This window comes from Sagittula sp. NFXS13 (assembly GCF_040148795.1).
Taxonomy (GTDB): domain Bacteria; phylum Pseudomonadota; class Alphaproteobacteria; order Rhodobacterales; family Rhodobacteraceae; genus Sagittula; species Sagittula marina.
The window spans coordinates 30,579-48,880 of sequence record NZ_JAGEMH010000005.1; the positions used below are offsets into that span (position 1 = coordinate 30,579).

Genomic DNA, 18,302 nt, shown 5'->3' on the forward strand with positions numbered 1-18,302 from the left:
AATGTTCATGACAGGCCCTGATTTTCACCATCGTTAATTTTTAAATAATATTTCTCGTGGAGTGTTCAGAGGAGACCCAGCCCTCTTTCGGAGCGCCCCATGCCTGTCACAGACATCAACACCGGCACGCAGACCGGAGATGCCGGGCTGGCGCTCGGCCTGAATGGCATCGCCGATTTCTCGACCCAGATGCCCTTCCTCGACATCATGAAGACCGCGCGCCCCTGGACCGGCCACCTGGAAGGCCAATGGGGCGGGATGGGAGAGGACGACCTCCGCGCCGCCGGGGTTCTGGACGCCAATGGCTGGCCGACCGAGATTCCCGCAGGCGTCACCCATATCGAAACCTTCATGCTGACCGAATACCCCGCCGAGGCGGTGTCAGCCGCGGGCACCTACCGCCTCAGCTGGTCGGGTGAGGGCGAGATCACCGTTTTCGGCGCCGATATCCTCAGCGTCACGGACACCGAGATCTGGCTCGACTACACCCCCACCGGCGAGGCGCTCCTGGCCGTCGGCATTGGCGAAACAGACCCCAATGGCACCGGCGACTACATCCGCGACATCAGCCTTGTGCACGAGGACAACATCGCCGCCTTCGAGGAGGGCGAAATCTTCAACCCAGACTGGCTGGCGGTGGTGGAGGACGTGCACGCGCTGCGCTTCATGGACTGGATGCAGACCAATGGCAGCACGGACGAGGACTGGGCCGATGCGCCACAGATAGACGATTACACCTACGCGGGCGGCGTCCCGGTGGAGGTCATGGTCGCCCTGTCCAACGCCACCGGCACCGAGCCGTGGTTCAACATGCCCTTCGGCGCCTCGGAGGACTACATCGAAACCTTCGCGACCTACGTGCGCGACACGCTCGACCCGGATCTGCGCGCGCATTACGAGTTCTCCAACGAGGTGTGGAACTTCACCTTTCCCCAGGCCCATGCCTCCGCTGCCGAAGGCGTGGAGCGCTTTGGCGAGGCCCTGCCCGACGGCTGGATGCAGAACTACGGCGCGCGCGCCGCGGAAATGGCCGATGTGCTCGACGAAGTCTACGCCGGGCAGGAAGACGCACTGATCAAGGTCTTTGCCACCCACACCGGCTGGCCGGGGCTGGAAGGTTCCGCGCTGAACGCCCCCGCCTGGCAGGCCATGGGCAACGCGCCACCCTCCGAGAGTTTCGACACCTACGCGGTGACCGGCTATTTCGACGGCGCGCTGGGGCGCGAAAAGGCCGACACCGTGCGCGAGTGGATCGAGGACAGCCAGTTGGCGGCTGAGTCTGACGCCGACGAGCTGGGCCTGACCGGCTCCGAACGGGACGCCTATGTCGAGGCGCACCGCTACGACATGGCGACGCCGCTGGCGCTTCAGGAATTGCGGGACGGCTCGATCACGGGCAATCCCGACGGCAGCCTTGCGGGGCTGTCAGAGATGTTTGAATACCACGCCGCCGTGGCCGAAGCGCATGACTTGTCCATGGTGATGTACGAAGGCGGGACACATGTGGTGGGCATCGGCGAGAACGCCACCGACCCGGAGCTTGCGGAGTTTTTCCAGCATCTGAATTATTCCGACGGGATGGGCGACCTCTACGGTGAGCTGCTGGAGTCCTGGGACGAGGCCGGCGGCACCCTGTTCAACGCCTTTGTCGACGTCGCCCCGTCGAGCCAGTGGGGCAGCTGGGGCAGCCTGCGCTACCTCGAGGACGACACCGCGCGTTTTGACGAACTGATGTCCTTCAACGACACCAATCCCCGGCCTTGGGATGATCCTGATGGGGGCGCAGTGGGCGGTGACCCGGACACCGATCCCGACGATGACGACGATCCCGACACAGACGACGATGATCCGGGCCTGCCGCCGCTGGAAGAGGAGGAAGATCCCCCCGAAGAGGATGAGGAAGACGAAGACGACAGCACTGGCGGAGGCAGCGGCGCGGGCAGCTGTTTCGTCGCCACCGCCGCCTACCAAGACGCCTGGCACCCGGATGTGGTCGACTTGCGCCGCCTGCGCGACGAGCATCTGGTACGGACGGCTCCGGGGCGGGCCTTCGTGGCGTTCTACTGGCGGGTCGGACCAGTCCTTGCGGTGCCCGTCAGGCGCAGCCCCCGTTTGTCGTTGATCGCCCGCACGGTGCTGTCCGTGCTGGTCCGGCTGCTCCGCCGAACCATCCTGCGCCGGACCTGAGCGAGGGGGCGCGCCGTCAGGCCGCGTGCCCCCCGCTCACGCGCACGCTCAGGCAAAGCGCGCGAAAGCGGCCGCGATTTCCTCTCGTGTGGCGCCCTGCCCCAGCAGGGCCGCCAGCAAAAGCCGCGCCTTGTAGGGCGACAGCTCACCGGCCAGCAGGCAGCCTGCCTCGACCAGCGTCGTGGCCCCGGAATCCTTGCCGTAGACCGCCATCGTCCGCCCCTCGGCGCAGCGCGTCGCCACGATCACCGGGATGCCCTTGTCGATCAGCCGTTTCGCCGCATCCGCGAACCCCATCGGCGCATTGCCCCGGCCAAAGCCCGCGATCACCACACCGGACACGCCGCTGGCACCGCAATGGTCGAGCAGACGCGGGGTGGTGCCCAGCCCCGGCGCTATGATTTCCACATCCGGATCGAGGGTCGGCGCCGACAGGGTGACCCGCGCGCCGGGCCTGCGCCCGATATGCACCCGGCCTTCGTCCACGTCGCCAAGCTTGCCAAAGCCCGGCGAGCGGAACGTGTCGACGCGCGAGGCATGAACCTTCGTCACGTCGCGCGCCGCGTGGAGCTCGCCCTCAAACAGGATCACCGGGCCGATGCCGGTCAATGCATCGCTGGCGGCGCAGGTGATCGCATCGCCAAGGTTGCGCGGCCCGTCGGTGTCCGCGACGCCCGCATGACGCTGCGCCCCGGTAAAGATCACCGGCTTGTCAGAGCGCACCAGCAGATACGCAAGGAACGCGCTTTCCTCCATCGTGTCGGTGCCATGGGTGACGACCACACCGGCCACCGCCGCGTCGGCCAGCGTTTCGGTGATCCGGGCACAAAGCGCGTGGATCGTCGCCAGATCCAGCGCGTAGCTGCCGCGCGCCGGGAAATCCTCCACCCGCACCGCGATGCCGTCCGGCTTCTGATGCAGCGAGTCCAGCAGACGCTCGCCCGCCAGTGCCGCATTGACCGGACCGCCCGCATGATCCGAGACCGACGCAATGGTCCCGCCGGTGGAGATGAGTACGACCTGTTTCATGTGTTATCCCGTTTTGCGTGATCGTCCGTTGCGCGGCCGGGCTGCGGCAATCAGATCGCCCCAGCGGCGCACGAGGAAATTGTGTTCATCCATCGTGGTGTTCCAGACCGCGATGCGGCTGGCGCGGTCGCGGTATGACCCGCCGGAACGGATTTCGCCAGCCCTGATGGCGGGCCGCCCCGTGGGATCCGGCAGGTCGCGCGCCGCCGGCTTGCCGCCGTACCAATAATCCCATTCGTCGGGCTCCAGCACCGCGCGCACCCGGTCCGGCACGGACATGTAGTAGCCCTGTCGCGCCATGGTGGCCCCGGCCCATCCGGCGAGGAACCAGTTCATCCAGGCATAGGCCATGTCGAGCTTGCGCCCCGCCAGTCTTGCCGACAGGCACATGCCCCCATGCCAGGCGCGGTAGCCTTCGACCGGGGTGGCCTGCCGGATCTTCAGGCCACGGCCCTTCATTTCCACCACGGAGGGCGACCAGATCGACGAGATCGCGAGTTCCCCCGAGGCGAACCGCGCAACCGGCTCCATCGCCTGCCGCCAGAACGGCGCGAAATGCCCGCTTCTCGTCAGCTCAAGGCCATGGGCGAACATCTCCTCGATCTCCGCGATGCTCATGTTGCCAAGGTCACGCACCTGCATCCGTCCCGCCGCGATCAGCGCCATGGTCAGGTCGAACGCCCCGATGGCCGGTTCGTCGACCAGCGACACACGCCCGGCCCACCGGTCGTCCAGCAGCTCTGCCCAGCTGGTGATGTCCCGGTCCACGTCAAGGTTCGAAACTTCGCTGTTCACCGCGAAACTGTCGAAGTTATAGACCGTCGGCAGCATGGAGATACGCCCCGTGGGCGTTTCCCCCAGCGACGCGTCGGACTGGACATACAGGCGCGAGGCAGGTCGGTCCCCGGCACCCTGCACCACCCCGTGAACGGAGGACTGCCCGGTCCGGGCAAGTCCGGCCATCTCGTTCCAGGTGTCGATGCGGGCCACATCAATCGGCTGGATCGCGCGCCAATGCCAGACGATATCCAGATTGTGGAAACACTGGTCATAGACATCATAGGTGTCAGGAGACATGGCGGCCGTGCGCTGCGCCCCCACGAAATCCTGTTCGAGGAACTCCAGCTCGAAACCGAGATCCTGCTCGGCCTGCGCCTTCAGCAGCCGCCAGGGCAGGATTTCGGTACATAGAATTCGCAGTTTTTCCATTCAGGCGGCCTTTGCCCCGGTTGTGTCGTCCAGACGCATGAAGGCATGGAACGACCGCCGGATCAACGCAGGGTCGATCCCTTCAAGGATGAACACAAGCCTGGAGTGACGCGGCCCGTCGGGCCAATGTTCCATGTGGACAGGCGCATGCACCAGGTGCTGAACGCCGTGGACAGCCACAGGCAGTTCCTCTCCGTCGATGGCCAGAATGCCTTTCACGCGAAAGATCCTGTCGCCATAGCGGTGCAGCAGCAGGGTCAGCCAGATGCCGAAGTCGGTCCAGTCGAGCGGGTGCTCCACCGTCAGCGAAAAGGTGACGACGCCGAGGGTGTCATCGTGGTGGTGATGGTGATGCCCGTGATCGTGGTCATCGCCGTCGTGGTGATGCCCACAGGTGCCACAGGCGTCCGGCTCGATGAGGCTGTGCACGGTATCAAGGTCGCCGAGGATATCCGACGCCCCCATATCGGAGGTCACGACACGCGCCACCGGGTTCACGCGCGCCAGCGCGGCGCGCAGATCGGTCACGTCGCCAGCAAGGTCGGTCTTCGTCAGAACGATACGGTCCGCGGCGGCGATCTGGCGCACCGCCTCTGCGCGGTGGTCCATCTGGGCGGCGGCGTTCACCGCATCCACCGTCGTCAGCACCCCCCCAGAACGGAAATGACTGCGCAGCACCGGGTGCGCCTGAAGCGTCTGCAACACCGGGTAGGGATCGGCCAGACCTGTCGTCTCGATCACCACGCGGTCAAAGTCGATCTCGCCGCGCGCGCGCATCTCGTCGAGGTTGATCAGGGCGTCCGCCACCTCTCCGCGCACCGTGCAGCAGATGCAGCCGGATTTCATCAGCACCACGTTGTCATCGATCCGGTCAAGCAGCTGGTGATCCAGCCCGATTTCGCCGAATTCGTTGATCAGCACGGCGGCGCGCGCCATGTCCGGATCGGTCAGCAATTTCTGCAACAGCGTCGTCTTCCCCGAGCCGAGAAATCCGGTGAGCAAGGTCACGGGCGTCATCAAGGGTCTGGTCATTGGCGCTCCATGAAGGCGATCAGCTCTTCGTCCAGCGGGTCGAAACCGCGCGTGGCAAGGGCCTCCGCCTCCGGCCAGAGATGCGACAGCGCGTCGAACACCCGCGACGCGCCGGTGGGGCTTTTCAGCACATAGGACGTGCCGTGGAACTCGGACATCTTCAGGCGGCGAAAGTCGAGCACGCGGTTCGCGGCCTTCAGCCGTCGCGCGCCCTCGCTGCGCCGGGCATGGCGGTCGGTGTTGCGCGAGTAGACGCCGGGGCGGTCCACGGCGCTGGTCCAATGATCGTCGCATCCGAGGATGCCGCAAAGCGAGCACATGGCGCTTACCTCCTGAAAAAGGGGGGGAGCGCGGAACGCTCCCCCGGTTCGGCTCAGCGCGGGAAGCGCTTGTCGAAGTCATCGGCCATTTCGTCCATCGTGACGAAGCGCACGCCTTCCTTGCCCTTCATGTAGTTGATGAGCCGCTCCAGCATCAAGAGAACCTGCGGACGACCGGACACATCGGGGTGAATGGTGATCGGGAACACCGCATAATCCATGTTTTCGTAAACCCAGTCGAACTGGTCACGCCACATTTCCTCGATGTCGCGCGGGTTCACGAAGCCGTGGCTGTTCGGCGCGGTCTTGATGAACATCATCGGCGGCAGGTCATCGAGATACCAGTTCGCCGGGATCTCGATCAGGTCGGTCTCCTCGCCACGCACCAGCGGCTTCATCCAGTCCGCAGGTTTGCCGGAGTAGTCGATCTTGGTCCACGTGTCGCCGACGCGCACGCGGTAGGGCGTGAAATCGTTGTGCATCAGCGAGTGGTCGTACTTGATGCCGCGCTCCAGCAGCAGCTCGTTGGTGACGTTGGAAAATTCCCACCAGGGCGCGACGTAGCCGGTCGGACGCTTGCCCGACAGTTCGGTGATCAGCTCGATGCTCTTGTCGAGCACGGCGGTCTCCTGCTCGCGGGTCATGGCGATCGGGTTCTCGTGGCTGTAGCCGTGAATGCCGATCTCGTGGCCGCGCTTGGCCACCTCTTTCATCTGCTCGGGAAAGGTCTCGGCAGAGTGGCCGGGAATGAACCAGGTGGTTTTCAGCCCGGTCTTGTCGAAGAGGTCCAGCAGGCGCGGGGAGCCGACTTCGCCTGCGAACATCCCGCGCGAGATGTCGTCGGGGCTGTCTTCGCCACCATAAGAGCCGAGCCAGCCCGCCACGGCGTCCACGTCGATGCCGAAGCCTACCAGGATTTCTTTGGTCATGTGTTCTTCCTCTGTTGGTCTGAAAAGTCAGGAGTGTCAGGATTGAATGAGCGTGACCGCCGCAGGGTCGACGCTCAGCGTGATGGGCTGGCCCGGGGTCAGGGCCTGCGCCCCCGGTGTGGCAGCGTGGGTTTCGACGCTGATCTCTCGGTCGTCGGCCAGCCGCACCCTCAGGTGCCCGACCGATCCGACCAGCGACTTGCCGGTCAGCGTGCCGTCGAGCCGGATTTCGCCGGGGGTGCCGGCGGGCGTGATGCGAAAGGCCTCGGCCGGGATCACCGCCAGGTCGCCCGCGCCCTGCCCTCTCAGCAGGCCCAGCGGCGTGTCGATCTGCCCCGCCCCCACGGACCGGCCCGCGATCATCGTGTTGGACCCGATGAAATCCGCAACAAAACGGCTCACGGGACGGCGGTACAGCTCCTTGGGCGGCGACACCTGTTCCACCACGCCATTCGACATCACCACCACACGATCCGACAGGCCAAGCGCCTCGGACTGCGCGTGCGTCACAAAGATAAAGGTGATGCCCAGTTCGCGTTGCAACAGCTTCAGCTCGTTTTGAATGATGCGGCGCAGGTTCGCGTCAAGCGCGCCAAGCGGTTCGTCCAGCAGCAGGATCTCCGGCTCCACCACCAGTCCACGCGCCAGCGCGATCCGCTGACGCTGCCCACCTGACAGTTTGTCCGCGCGGCGGTCGGCAAAGTCGTTGAGATCGAACATGTCGAGGATGCGGTCGACCTTGTCGTCCTTCTCCCGTGTCGGCATCTTCTTCAGATCGAGGCCGAAGGCCACGTTCTGCCGCACAGTCATGTGCGGGAACAGCGCGTAGTTCTGAAAGATCATGGAGGTCGGGCGCTGCTCCGGCGGCATCGCGGACACGTTCTGCCCCTTGATGAGGATCTCGCCGTTGGTGATGTCCTCGAAGCCCGCGATCATGCGCAGCGTGGTGGACTTACCGCAGCCGGACGGCCCGAGGAAGGCGACGAACTCGCCCTTCTCGACCTTCAGGTCGAAATCCGACACCGCCACCGTGCCGTCGGGATAGGTCTTGCCGACCTGGATCAGTTCAAGATCGTGAAGCATCTTGGCCCCTCGTTGGATGGTGGGGGGAGGACACACGCCCTCCCCCCTTGGGTGATCAGGCGTTGAGGAACTCGTCCCACTTCTGGATGAGGTGGTCGTATTCGTCCGGCCACTGGTGCCAGTACGCCACGTTGGAGGAGCGTTCCTCCAGCGAGCCGCCATCGCGCAGGTCGCCGGGGTTGATGCCGCGCTCGGGTTCGCCTTCCCATGGCGCGCCCTCGTACCAGAAGGCGTATTTCGCCGGATCCATCGTGTCCTTGATGGATGTGGAGGGCGAGTAGTAGCCCTGCTCGGTCACGGTGATGCCCGGCTCGCCCGACAGCCAGTAATCGGCGTAGGCGATGACCGCCTCGCGGTTCGGCGTTCCGGCCAGCATCGACGGGCCGATGGCCCAGCCGCGCGTGCCTTCCTTCGGCGTGGCGTAGCGCGCGGGCTTGCCCTGTGCCTTGACCGCCATGACAGCGGGCTGCCACGCATCGCAGACAACCATCTCGCCGGACGCCATCAGGTTCACCAGCTCACCGAAGTCGCCCCACAGCGCGCGGAACTGGCCATCCTTCTTCTTGGAGATCAGGAACTTCGCCGCCTCGTCGATTTCCGCCATGGTCGGGTTGCCGGGGTTCTGCGCCTCCAGCATCCCCAGCGCGTTCAGCGCGAGGATGGCCTGACCGATGGCGATCAGCGGATCGACGTTCAGACCGGAACGACCCTTCCACTTCTCGTCAAACAGCGCGGTCCAGGTGTTCGCCTCTTCCTCGGACAGGACCTCCGGGTTGTAGCCGATGGAGTCGAAGTTGTAGACGGCGGGCACCATGTAAAGCTCGGTCTGCGCCTCGTCGGCCCAGATCTGGCCCGCGATCTGCGCGGAGGGCGCCCACTTCGGGTTCACCTTGGTAAAGACATCGCGGATCGAATCCCAGTTCTGCAACGCCGACGTCGGAATGGTCTCGACATTGTTGGTGGCGATCAGGGCGGGCAGGCGCTCGCCGATGATTTCCCAGCAGTCGTAGTCCGCCGATCCGGACAGGATCTTGGTCTGTGCATCGGGAAAGGTGGCCGGAGTGCCAGAAACGGAGTCGACGCCGCTTGCCGCCTGAAAGGCGTTCAGGATGCGGTCCTGCACGGTGGTCGACAGGCCGGTGGTGCGCAGCGCCTGACCGGACAGATCCTGCGCCATCGCGGCACGGGTCCATGGGTGAATGCCGGACCCCAGGGCCAGTGCGCCAAGCGCCGCGCCGCCCTGCAGGAAACCCCGACGTGTCGGTTTGCTATAGGTTGTCATTTTTTGATGTCCCTGTTGTTGAACTATTTTTAATAGCGGCCCGGAAGCAGGCCGCCGTCGACCGTCACCACCTGCCCGGTCAGGTAGGAGGCGTCGGAGGATGCGAGGAACCCGATGACCGATGCGATCTCTGACGGCTCACCGAGGCGGCCCATCGGGATGTAGGGGGAGGCGATCTCTGCCGCCTTCGGGCCGAGGCTGTTCTGTTCGCTGAGCAGCTGCGCGGTGCGGATGTAGCCCGGCGCGACGCCGTTCACCCGGATGCCGCGCGGCGCCAGCTCCACCGCGAGGCCGCGAACAAAGCCCACGACACCCGCCTTGGCCGACGAATAGTGCACGTGTTCGTCCCAGCCGTAAGCGACGCCCATGATGGAGCTGAGGCAGACGATCGACGCGCCTTCCTTCATCGCGGGCAGCGCCGGGCGGACCACGCGCAACATGCCCTTGAGGTCGATGTCAAATGTTTCGTCCCACTTCTCGTCCGTCATCTCGGACATGGGCACACGGTGGGCGATGCCCGCGTTTGCGACGATCACGTCGATCCCGCCGTGCCGCGCCACCACGTCGGCCACCAGCGCATCGGCGGCGGCAGTGTCGCGCACGTTCAGCGGCTGGAATTCGGCGCTGCCGCCTGCGGCCTCGATGGCGTCCACCACGGCTTGGCCCTCATCGGCCAGCACGTCGGTCACCACCACATGCGCCCCCTCGCGGCCAAAGCGTTCGGCCACGGCCTTGCCGATGCCGATGCCGGCGCCGGTCACGAGTACGATTTTCTTGCTCATAGCATCACATCCCCGGAGTTCGGGCCAAGTGTCTGACCCACGAAAAGCGCCGCATCGTCCGAGCACAGGAAGGACACGACGCCCCCCACCTCGGATGGCTCGCCAAAGCGGCCGAGCGGCAGTTCTGATTTCTTGACCCGCTTCCAGTCCTCGGAGAGGGCCTCGACCAGCGGCGTGTTGATCGGTCCGGGCGCGACGGCATTGACGCGCACCCCCTTGGCCGAGACCTCGCGGGCCAGCGATTTCGTCATGCCGATGATGGCCGCCTTCGCCCCGGCGTAGTGGGTCAGCTCGACCCCGCCCACTTGTCCCAGCTGCGAGGCGATGTTGACCACGACCCCCTGCCCTGCCTCCAGCATCGCCGGAAGGCAGGTGCGGGTGACGAGGAACGTGCCCCGCACATGCACCGCAAAGATCCGGTCGAACATGGCCGGTTCAATCTCCATGAACGGTGCCTGATGGCCGAACCCCGCGTTGTTCACTACGATCTGTGGCGCGCCAAGGGTGGACCGGACCTTGTTCATCATCGCGCCCACCGCTGTCTCGTCGCTGACATCCGCGGCAAAGCCCTTGGCTGCGCCACCCGCCGCGGTGATCTGATCCGCCACGGCCTGCGCCGCATCGAGGTGAAGATCGTTGACCGCGACGGTGTGTCCGTCCTCGGCCAGCCGCAGGGCGATGGCCGCCCCGATGCCGGAGCCCGCACCAGTGACCAGAGCGATCATGCCGCCTCCTCCTGGCCTTTGTAGCTGCCCGATTTCACGGCGGTGAACCGCTTCATCAGCAGGCCGTAGACCACCAGAAGGGTGAAACTGAACACCGTGGTCAGAACCCCGAAGGCAAAGAGGTTGGGATAGATTTCGACCGAGAAGGTTCCGTAGATCGACAAGGGCAGCGTCAGTTCGCGCCCGATGGTGAACAGCGTCCGCGAGAATTCGTCATAGCTGAGCGTAAAGCTGAACAGCATGGCCGACAGGACGCCGGGGAAGATGATCGGGAACGTCACCCGGCGAAAGGTCTGCGCCGGAGAGACGCCGAGCGAGAGGGAGGCTTCCTCCACCGTGCGATCAAAGCGGTTGAAGATCGCCAGCATCACCAGAAAGGCAAAGGGGTAGGTGTAGACCACGTGCAGCACGAAGGCCGTCCCCCACCATGCCCGCGACACGCCGATGAAGTTCGACAAAAGCGCCATGCCGAGGCCCACCAGAACGCCGGGCACCATCATGCCGAGGATGATGAGGTAGAAGGCCGGGCCGGAGCCCTTGAAGCGAACGCGGAAAGCTTCGGCGCTCATCACCCCCAGAACGGTGGACACCACGGTCGTCATGAAGGCCAGCACAAGCGACCGCAGCAGGCTTTCTCCCACGGGCAGTTGCGACACCCGGCTGGTGTCCGTTGCCCCGAAAAGGTGCTGGTACCAGTAGGTCGACCATTCCTGGACCGGGAACTGCGGACCACCGTTCGGGCCCTGGAAGCTGAGGATCGCCAGCACGATCAGCGGACCGTAGAGGAACAGCAGGAACAGGCCGGTGTAGGCCGCGAGGCCGGGCTTGAGAAGGTTGGTGTTCATTGGCTCACATCTCCTTGCGCAGGTCCACGACGCGCAGGGCGAGCGTGATGACAGCGGTGATGATGATGGTCAGGACAACGCCCGCGACGGCGGCAAAGGCCCATTTCAGCGATCCGACCTGGCTGACGATGATGTTGCCCAGCAGGTTGACCTTGCGACCCGAAAGGGAGGCCGCGGTGGCGAATTCGCCCAGCACCATGACAGAGACAAAGATCGCGCCGACGATCACACCCGGCATGGACAGCGGCAGCACGATGCGGCGAAAGATCGTCCCGAAGGAGGCGCCAAGGTCACGCGCGGCCTCGATGGTGCTTTCGTCGATGCGGGAGATCATGAAGGTGATCGGACCGACCATGAACACGCAGTAGATCTGCGTCATGCCCACCAGAACCGAGAACTCGGAAAACAGCAGGAAGGTCAGCGGCTCGTTGATCAGCCCGAGGTTCATCAGGATTGTGTTGATCGCGCCTTCGGTGCCCAGCATCGGACGCCAGGCAATCACGCGGATCAGGAACGACGTCCAGAACGGGATCACGCAGGCCACCAGAAGCGCGGTCTGCACCGTCTGGTTTTTCACGAAAAGGCCGATGAACAGCGCCACCGGATAGCCGACGACCAGCGTCGCCACCAGCACGATGGCCCAGATCCGCAGCGTTGTCCCGATCGCGCCGAGATAGGTCGCCGAAGACAGGAAGCGCTCCCAGCTCGCCGTGGTCAGCGTGTCGTTCACGGCAAAGGTCGTCTGCGTCCAGAACGACACGTAGATCACCATCAGCATGGGCAACACCATGAAAAGGATCATCCACAAAAGGCCGGGTGACAGCAGCATCAGCGCGCGGCGCCGCTCGTTGGCCTCCCGCGCGGCGGCGGGGCTGGTCTCGGTCGTGTCGGGCATGTCTGTGGTCACCGTTGTCATGTGGAGGCCCCCTCGAAAAGCAGTGCATCCCCAGGCGCGTAGTGCAGCGCGTAGCTGCGGCCTTCGGTCAGCTCGGGCAGGCGCGGATCGCCCAGGTGATCGACCACCTGGATCAGGGCACCATCGGGCGCACGAAAGAAGGACAGCGCCGTGGGGCCGTTGAATTCACCCGTGACGTAGCGGGCGGTGAAGTGGCTGCGCCCGCCGGGCACCGCATCAAGGTCCGACACGCCAAGCTGATCGAAGCGCAGCGCGATCTGGGCGGCGGCGCCCTCGGCCAGCGTGCGCGACAGCGGCAACATCCCGGCGGACGTGTCGAGAGCACCCGCCCGTGCCGTGCCTTCCAGCAGGTTCCAGGCGTTCAGGTGGCGCGCGGCGGCCGGGTTGTGCGGCCGGGTGAACAGCTCGGTCGATCCATCCGCCTGTACGATGCGGCCATCCGACAGCACCGCGACCGTGTCCCCCATGGTGAGCGCCTCGGTTTCCGAGCCCGTCACGTGAAGGAAGCTGACACGCAGGCGTTCGCGGATGGCGCGCAGTTCGTCGCACATCCGGTTGCGCAGATTGGCATCGAGCGCGCCGAGCGGCTCGTCCAGCAACACGATGCGCGGCTCGGTCACCAGCGTCCGCGCCAGCGCCACACGCTGTTTCTGTCCACCGGAAATCTCTCCGACGCCGCGATGGCCAAATCCGTCGAGCCCCACAAGCTGCAGCGCGTCCGCGGCACGCTCCGTCAGTTCCTTGGTATCGGCGCAGGCCCCGGTCTCGCGGAACTTCAGGCCGAATTCGACGTTTTCCTGAACGGTCAGGTGGGGAAACAGCGCAAAGTTCTGAAACACGAAACCGATGTCGCGCCTGTGCGGCGCCTTGCCGTCGAGCCGTTCACCATTGAGCGAGATCTGGCCCGCGTTCGGTTCCTCGAAACCGGCGATCAGTCGCAAGAGCGTCGTCTTGCCCGCGCCAGAGGCGCCGAGCAGCGACATGTAGGTGTCGTCCGGCACGATGAGGTTGAGGTCTTCGAGCGCGACGGTTTCACCGTATCGCCGCGTCACCCCGCTGAGATTTAGCACGCTTCACTCCCCGTTTTTGATTTTCTGCACACAAACATCGTTTTTTGATTCCGGCAAGAAATAAATGATCTTTGCGTACAAAATTCGTAAACCGCCTGAACTCTGTGCGTTTTCGCTTGGCAAAGCGTACTTTTGAGGGCTGTATTGCGTGAACAGGACGCAAAACGCCAAACTTTCGCCCGTCGGGTTGTGGTGATTGCATGCAAACAACCAAAAGACTTGGTGCACGTTATAAGGTACAACTGTGGGACCGACCCAACGGCCCCGACGAAAAGGACCCGCAGATGCCAGAGGATGCCTTCGGCCCCAGGCGCAGCCCCCTGTTCCAGAGCACCGCAGATATTCTGCGGCGCAACATCGACAGCGGCACACTGACACCGGGCCTCGTGCTTCAGGAGAGTGCACTGTCTGAACGGCTGAGCGTGTCCCGCGCCACGGTCAAACGCGCCCTGTCGCTGCTGGCAGACGAAGGCCTACTCTGCCGTTTCGACGGTCGCGGGTATCTGGTGGCCGGACGCGACAGCCCCCGGCGGCTGGACCTGCGCAGCATAGAGCTGGACCTCGATCAGCTGGACGAGGATGCGGGCAAACCCAACTGGCAGCGCCTGCAAGAAGAGATGGAAGCCGACCTTGCGCGCTGCCTGATCTTTGGCCGCTATCGCATCATCGAGGCGCTGGTCGCTGAACACTTCGGTGTCAGCCGCACGGTTGTCCGGGATGTTCTCGGGCGCCTGCAGGAACGGGGTCTGGTGACCAAAAGCAACACCTCCCGCTGGGTCGTTGAGCCGCTGACCGCGCAACGGTTCCGCAACAAGTTCGAGCTCGCCTCAATCCTCGAGGTCGCCGCGCTGGAGACCGCAATGCCCGATGTCGAGGCGCTTGGCCGCCTGAGCGCCGACATCCGCGCCCTGCCACAGGACGGGCCGGATGATCCCGACATCTGGTTCGACCTGGAGGGCCGGTTTTACGATCTGGCGATCCTCTCCACCCCGAATGCCGACCTTGCGGGATACGTCCGGTCCAATCGCGCCGCGCTGCGATCCTCGCAGAAAGTGCTGTTTTCGCTGGGCCTGCCGCCGGATCGACAAACCCTGTCGGAGCACGGGATGGTGGTCGACCTCATACTGGCGCAGACCCGGTCCGCAGCGGCCAGCATGCTGTCGACGCATCTCGGGAACGCGCTGAACCGAACCATCGCCCAGCTCAAGATCGTCTCCGTGCTCGACCCGCCGGACGACCTTGCGCCCTACCTTCAGGCGGGCTGACCCCCTGCCCTGTGGATCACACTTCCCGGCAAGCACCTGCGGGCCAAGAAGCAGCGCCGCCAAAAGGATCTGAACACTCGATCCGAAGCCTGGAAAACTGGACGGGCAGGTTCAAATCACCCGGCCGGGCGCAGCAATTTTCCTGCGCTCGCGGTCACCCCTGGGATGTCCGCCACCCATATCGCCAAACCTTCGGCCGCCTCCTGCCGTCAATCCAACGCCGTCGCACATGGGATGGGGTCGATGGGCGATGATGATGTAACCGCCCCCCGACGGCATCAACTTAGCAAGGCCGCATCCGAGCTTCGTTCAAAACGACACCTTATTTGCGCAGCACCCGACAGGCGACCTCGGGCCTATGCGCTCCGCCTGAGGAGCACCTGTTCCGCTGACATGGCGGCCTGAGCGAGGCGCGGCTCCGGGCCCGGTCCTGACACAAGAACCTGACAAAGCGGCCCCCCCGCTCGCGGCAAATGAGATAAGCGGCGATATCGAAAAAACCCGCGCGTCACCCGCGCAGAGGCCCGCGCCTGCACCGGTCGCAACATGCGACGGAGGTGGTGATCCCCGTGGTCGCCTTCGGTCGAAGTGCGCCACCAAACTTCGCGGTTCGTGCGACGCGCCCGCTCGGAACGACGGCGCAGACATTAAACTGCACCGGCTTGCCCCTGTCAGGCGTGCGGCGCGGAACTCAGCAGAAGGTCGCGTAGAAATTGGCGGCCACATTTGCTAAGGTCACGGATGATCTGAACCAGTGCGTCGCTGCGAATCGTAAAGGCTGGAGGCATCTGGAAAGACCCCGAATTCGCCGGATATCAAGATGGAGGAGACGCTTGATGGAAGGGTTACTGTCTTTTGAAGACCTGCCCGACTGGGTGCCGGGCGACGTCCTTTTGTCCAGCGACGGCCAGGACTGGCGGAACGTCGCGCTGAGGTCCTACCACTATCGAGGCCAGGACGTGGTCGTCCCCGCGATGAATGATTTCATGCTTGTCAGTTACAAGGCCGGCAGCACGCCCATGCAGCGACGTTTCGATGGCCGCTGGACGCGGGAGACCCTGGGACCCGGCGCAACATCGCTACTGACGCGGGCGCAGAAATGCTGCTGGAACTGGCGTGAACCAATCGACGTGACCCACCTATATCTGTCTGGCTCTCTGGTGGCCGAGGTCGCCAGCGAGGTGATGGACTGCAGCGTCAGCAAGGTGGCATTGCATGATATCTTGCGCACGGACGATCCGGTGATGTCGCACGCGGTCGACGCAATCGCCGAGGAAACCCGCAGTCGCGGACTGGGCGGCGCGCTCTACGTCGACACCGTCGCGCGCGGGCTGATCATTCACATGCTGCGCAACTATGCCTCCGTTCGTGTGCATGAAACCAGACGGTCTGGCGCGCTCTCTCCCCTGCAGGAACGCCGGATCATCGAGTTTATTGATGCGAACCTGAACAGCTCTCTGGACCTGAAGATCATGGCGACGGCTCTCGGCCTGACGCCCTGCCTGTTTGCCAGGCAGTTCCGGCGCAGCTTTGACAAGCCGCCCTATGCCTTTGTGACGACGCGACGTCTGGAACTGGCGCGGCGCCTGCTGGCCACCACCCACCTGCCGATCAAGGCCATCGCCTCGGATTGCGGCTTCTCCGATCAGGCGCATCTGACACGCATGTTTTCGACCGAGTTCGGCCAGACGCCCGCCGTGTTCCGCCGTCACGCGTCCTGACCCGGCCCGATCTGCGCCCGCGTGTGTTTCGTTCAAAACCGCCTGCGCCATGTCCGGATCATTCAAAAACACGCACCCAAACGCTCAAGACACCCCGTGAGAGCAACTCCACACTCGCCTCATGTCCCGTCGCGGGACGGACGACACGGCCTGGAGGAGGCCGCACCAATGGAGGAGGAGAAGCGCATGTTGGATACCACGAAGGACCGAAACCCGATGCCGGAGGAGCTGGACGCCCTGGTGATCGGGACTGGGGTCTCCGGACTTTACGAATTGCACCAGCTTCGTCAGATGGGGCTGAAGGTCCACGCCTGTGACGCCGCATCGGACGTGGGCGGCACATGGTACTGGAACCGCTACCCGGGCGCGAAGTTCGACAGCGAAGCCTATATCTACCAGTACCTCTTTGACGAACAGCTCTACAAGAAATGGACATGGAGCGAACGGTTCCCCGGTCAGCGCGAGATCGAGCGCTGGATGCACTACATCACCGACAGCCTTGACCTGCGCCGCGACATCACCTTTTCGACCACGATCACAAGCGCGACCTGGGACGAGACAAGCGGTCTTTGGACGGTCGAGACCGATCAGGGCGACAGCGTCCGGGTGCGGTATCTGGTCTGCTGCACCGGGATGCTCTCCGCGCCGCTCACCGACCGCTTTCCGGGGCAGTCGAGCTTCGACGGGCAGATCGTGCACACCGCCCGCTACCCAAAGGAGGGGCTGGACCTGCAAGGCAGGAAAGTCGCGGTGATCGGGACCGGCGCCACCGGCATTCAGGTGATCCAGACCATTGCGCCCGAGGTCGACAAACTGACCGTCTTCGTGCGCACGCCGCAATACGTTCTGCCGATGAAGAACCCGAAATACGGCCCCGCAGAGGTGGCCTGGTACAAGGGCCGCTTTGACGAGCTGAAATCGACCATCCCGCACACCTTCACCGGGTTCGAGTATGACTTTGAACAGGCCTGGGCCGACCTGACGCCCGATCAGCGCCACCAAGTGCTCGAAGACACCCACGCGGACGGCTCTCTCAAGCTCTGGCTGGCGTCCTTTGGCGAGATGTTCTTCGACGAAGAGGTCAGCGAGGAAATCTCGGAATTCGTGCGCGAAAAGATGCGCGCGCGGCTGAAGGACCCGCGCCTGATCGACATCCTCGTGCCAGGTCCCGACGACTACGGCTTTGGCACCCATCGCGTGCCGCTGGAAAGCCAGTACCTCGAAACCTATCTGCGCGACAACGTGGAGGCGGTCAGCGTCCGCGACAATCCGATTGCCGAGATCGTGCCCGAGGGCGTCAAGCTGCAGGATGGCACCGTCTACGAGGTCGATGTCATCATCATGGCCGTGGGCTTTGACGCGGGGTCCGGGGCGCTGTCCCGGATCGACATCACCGGAACCGACGGCATGACGCTGGCCGAAGAATGGCGCAAGGACATCCGCACCACCTTGGGGCTGATGAAATACGGCTTCCCCAATCTTTTCATGACGGGCGCTCCTCTGGCCCCGTCCGCTGCGCTGTGCAACATGACCACCTGCCTGCAACAGCAGACAGAGTGGATCGCCCGCTGCATCCGGGATCTGCGCGACAGCGGCAATGACGTGATCGAACCGACGCAAAGCGGCGAAGACGCCTGGGTCGCGCATCATGACGAGACCGCCAATGCCACGCTGATCTCGAAGACGGAGTCCTGGTACAACGGCGCGAACGTCGCCGGAAAACCGCGTCGCGTCCTGTCTTACACCGGCGGTGTCGGCACCTACCGCAGCCTGTGCAACGAGATGGCCGAAAACGGCTACCCGTCCTTTGTCATGCGCAAGACAGCCATCCCGGCGACCGCCTGACCGCTGTCAAACGACCGGTCCGCCCCGATCACGTCCCGGGGCGAGCCACCACTCGGTTCAAT

16 protein-coding genes are annotated in these 18,302 nt (G+C 64.3%); 4 read left to right on the top strand and 12 right to left on the bottom strand.

Going from position 1 to position 18,302, the window contains the following annotated elements; genetic code table 11:
* The first annotated feature begins 99 nt into the window (after window positions 1-99).
* On the top strand, window positions 100-2,187 hold the full coding sequence (locus tag J4E08_RS12310; RefSeq protein ID WP_349538756.1) for a CFI-box-CTERM domain-containing protein: 2,088 nt from the start codon (window positions 100-102) through the stop codon (window positions 2,185-2,187).
* 48 nt (window positions 2,188-2,235) lie between these two features.
* On the opposite strand, the gene J4E08_RS12315 is transcribed toward J4E08_RS12310, so the two are convergent.
* Genes J4E08_RS12315 through J4E08_RS12370 form a run of 12 tightly spaced genes read right to left on the bottom strand, consistent with a single transcriptional unit; the run spans window position 2,236 to window position 13,409 of the window.
* Window positions 2,236-3,216 (bottom strand): asparaginase, encoded by a 981-nt coding sequence (locus J4E08_RS12315; protein WP_349538757.1) that lies wholly within the window; start codon window positions 3,214-3,216, stop codon window positions 2,236-2,238.
* Between the two features lie 3 nt (window positions 3,217-3,219).
* Entirely contained in the window at window positions 3,220-4,425 is a 1,206-nt protein-coding gene (locus J4E08_RS12320; RefSeq protein ID WP_349538758.1) for an ABC transporter substrate-binding protein, read from the bottom strand.
* Complete coding sequence (locus J4E08_RS12325) at window positions 4,426-5,457, bottom strand: CobW family GTP-binding protein (RefSeq protein WP_349538759.1); 1,032 nt, start codon at window positions 5,455-5,457, stop codon at window positions 4,426-4,428. It abuts the gene before it with no gap.
* Window positions 5,454-5,777, bottom strand: coding sequence for a hypothetical protein (locus J4E08_RS12330; RefSeq protein ID WP_183968039.1), 324 nt, complete (start codon window positions 5,775-5,777; stop codon window positions 5,454-5,456). Before J4E08_RS12330 ends, J4E08_RS12325 begins: the two co-directional genes overlap by 4 nt.
* Before the next feature lie 53 nt (window positions 5,778-5,830).
* On the bottom strand, window positions 5,831-6,706 hold the full coding sequence (locus J4E08_RS12335) for a polysaccharide deacetylase family protein (protein WP_183968040.1): 876 nt from the start codon (window positions 6,704-6,706) through the stop codon (window positions 5,831-5,833).
* Between the two features lie 36 nt (window positions 6,707-6,742).
* Window positions 6,743-7,789: an ABC transporter ATP-binding protein gene (locus tag J4E08_RS12340; RefSeq protein ID WP_349538760.1), complete on the bottom strand. Its 1,047-nt coding sequence runs from the start codon at window positions 7,787-7,789 to the stop codon at window positions 6,743-6,745.
* A 55-nt stretch (window positions 7,790-7,844) separates the two neighbouring features.
* On the bottom strand, window positions 7,845-9,071 hold the full coding sequence (locus J4E08_RS12345; RefSeq protein ID WP_349538761.1) for an ABC transporter substrate-binding protein: 1,227 nt from the start codon (window positions 9,069-9,071) through the stop codon (window positions 7,845-7,847).
* A gap of 29 nt (window positions 9,072-9,100) precedes the next feature.
* Window positions 9,101-9,853 (bottom strand): SDR family NAD(P)-dependent oxidoreductase, encoded by a 753-nt coding sequence (locus J4E08_RS12350; protein ID WP_183968046.1) that lies wholly within the window; start codon window positions 9,851-9,853, stop codon window positions 9,101-9,103.
* Window positions 9,850-10,578, bottom strand: a complete 729-nt coding sequence (locus J4E08_RS12355) for an SDR family NAD(P)-dependent oxidoreductase (protein ID WP_349538762.1) — start codon at window positions 10,576-10,578, stop codon at window positions 9,850-9,852. The genes J4E08_RS12350 and J4E08_RS12355 overlap by 4 nt, the downstream gene beginning before the upstream one ends.
* The gene (locus J4E08_RS12360) at window positions 10,575-11,423 is read right to left on the bottom strand and encodes an ABC transporter permease (protein WP_183968050.1); all 849 of its coding nucleotides are present in this window, start codon (window positions 11,421-11,423) and stop codon (window positions 10,575-10,577) included. Before J4E08_RS12360 ends, J4E08_RS12355 begins: the two co-directional genes overlap by 4 nt.
* 4 nt (window positions 11,424-11,427) lie before the next feature.
* A complete protein-coding gene (locus J4E08_RS12365; RefSeq protein ID WP_183968052.1) occupies window positions 11,428-12,339 on the bottom strand; it encodes an ABC transporter permease in 912 nt (303 codons plus the stop codon).
* Entirely contained in the window at window positions 12,336-13,409 is a 1,074-nt protein-coding gene (locus J4E08_RS12370) for an ABC transporter ATP-binding protein (RefSeq protein WP_349538763.1), read from the bottom strand. Before J4E08_RS12370 ends, J4E08_RS12365 begins: the two co-directional genes overlap by 4 nt.
* A 284-nt stretch (window positions 13,410-13,693) precedes the next feature.
* Between J4E08_RS12370 and J4E08_RS12375 the strand changes: the two genes are divergently transcribed.
* The 3 genes from J4E08_RS12375 (at window position 13,694) to J4E08_RS12385 (ending at window position 18,240) form a co-directional block, all read left to right on the top strand.
* Complete coding sequence (locus J4E08_RS12375; RefSeq protein WP_349538764.1) at window positions 13,694-14,674, top strand: GntR family transcriptional regulator; 981 nt, start codon at window positions 13,694-13,696, stop codon at window positions 14,672-14,674.
* A gap of 836 nt (window positions 14,675-15,510) precedes the next feature.
* Entirely contained in the window at window positions 15,511-16,395 is an 885-nt protein-coding gene (locus tag J4E08_RS12380; RefSeq protein WP_349538765.1) for a helix-turn-helix domain-containing protein, read from the top strand.
* Between the two features lie 186 nt (window positions 16,396-16,581).
* Entirely contained in the window at window positions 16,582-18,240 is a 1,659-nt protein-coding gene (locus tag J4E08_RS12385) for a flavin-containing monooxygenase (RefSeq protein ID WP_349538766.1), read from the top strand.
* Window positions 18,241-18,302 lie beyond the last annotated feature (62 nt).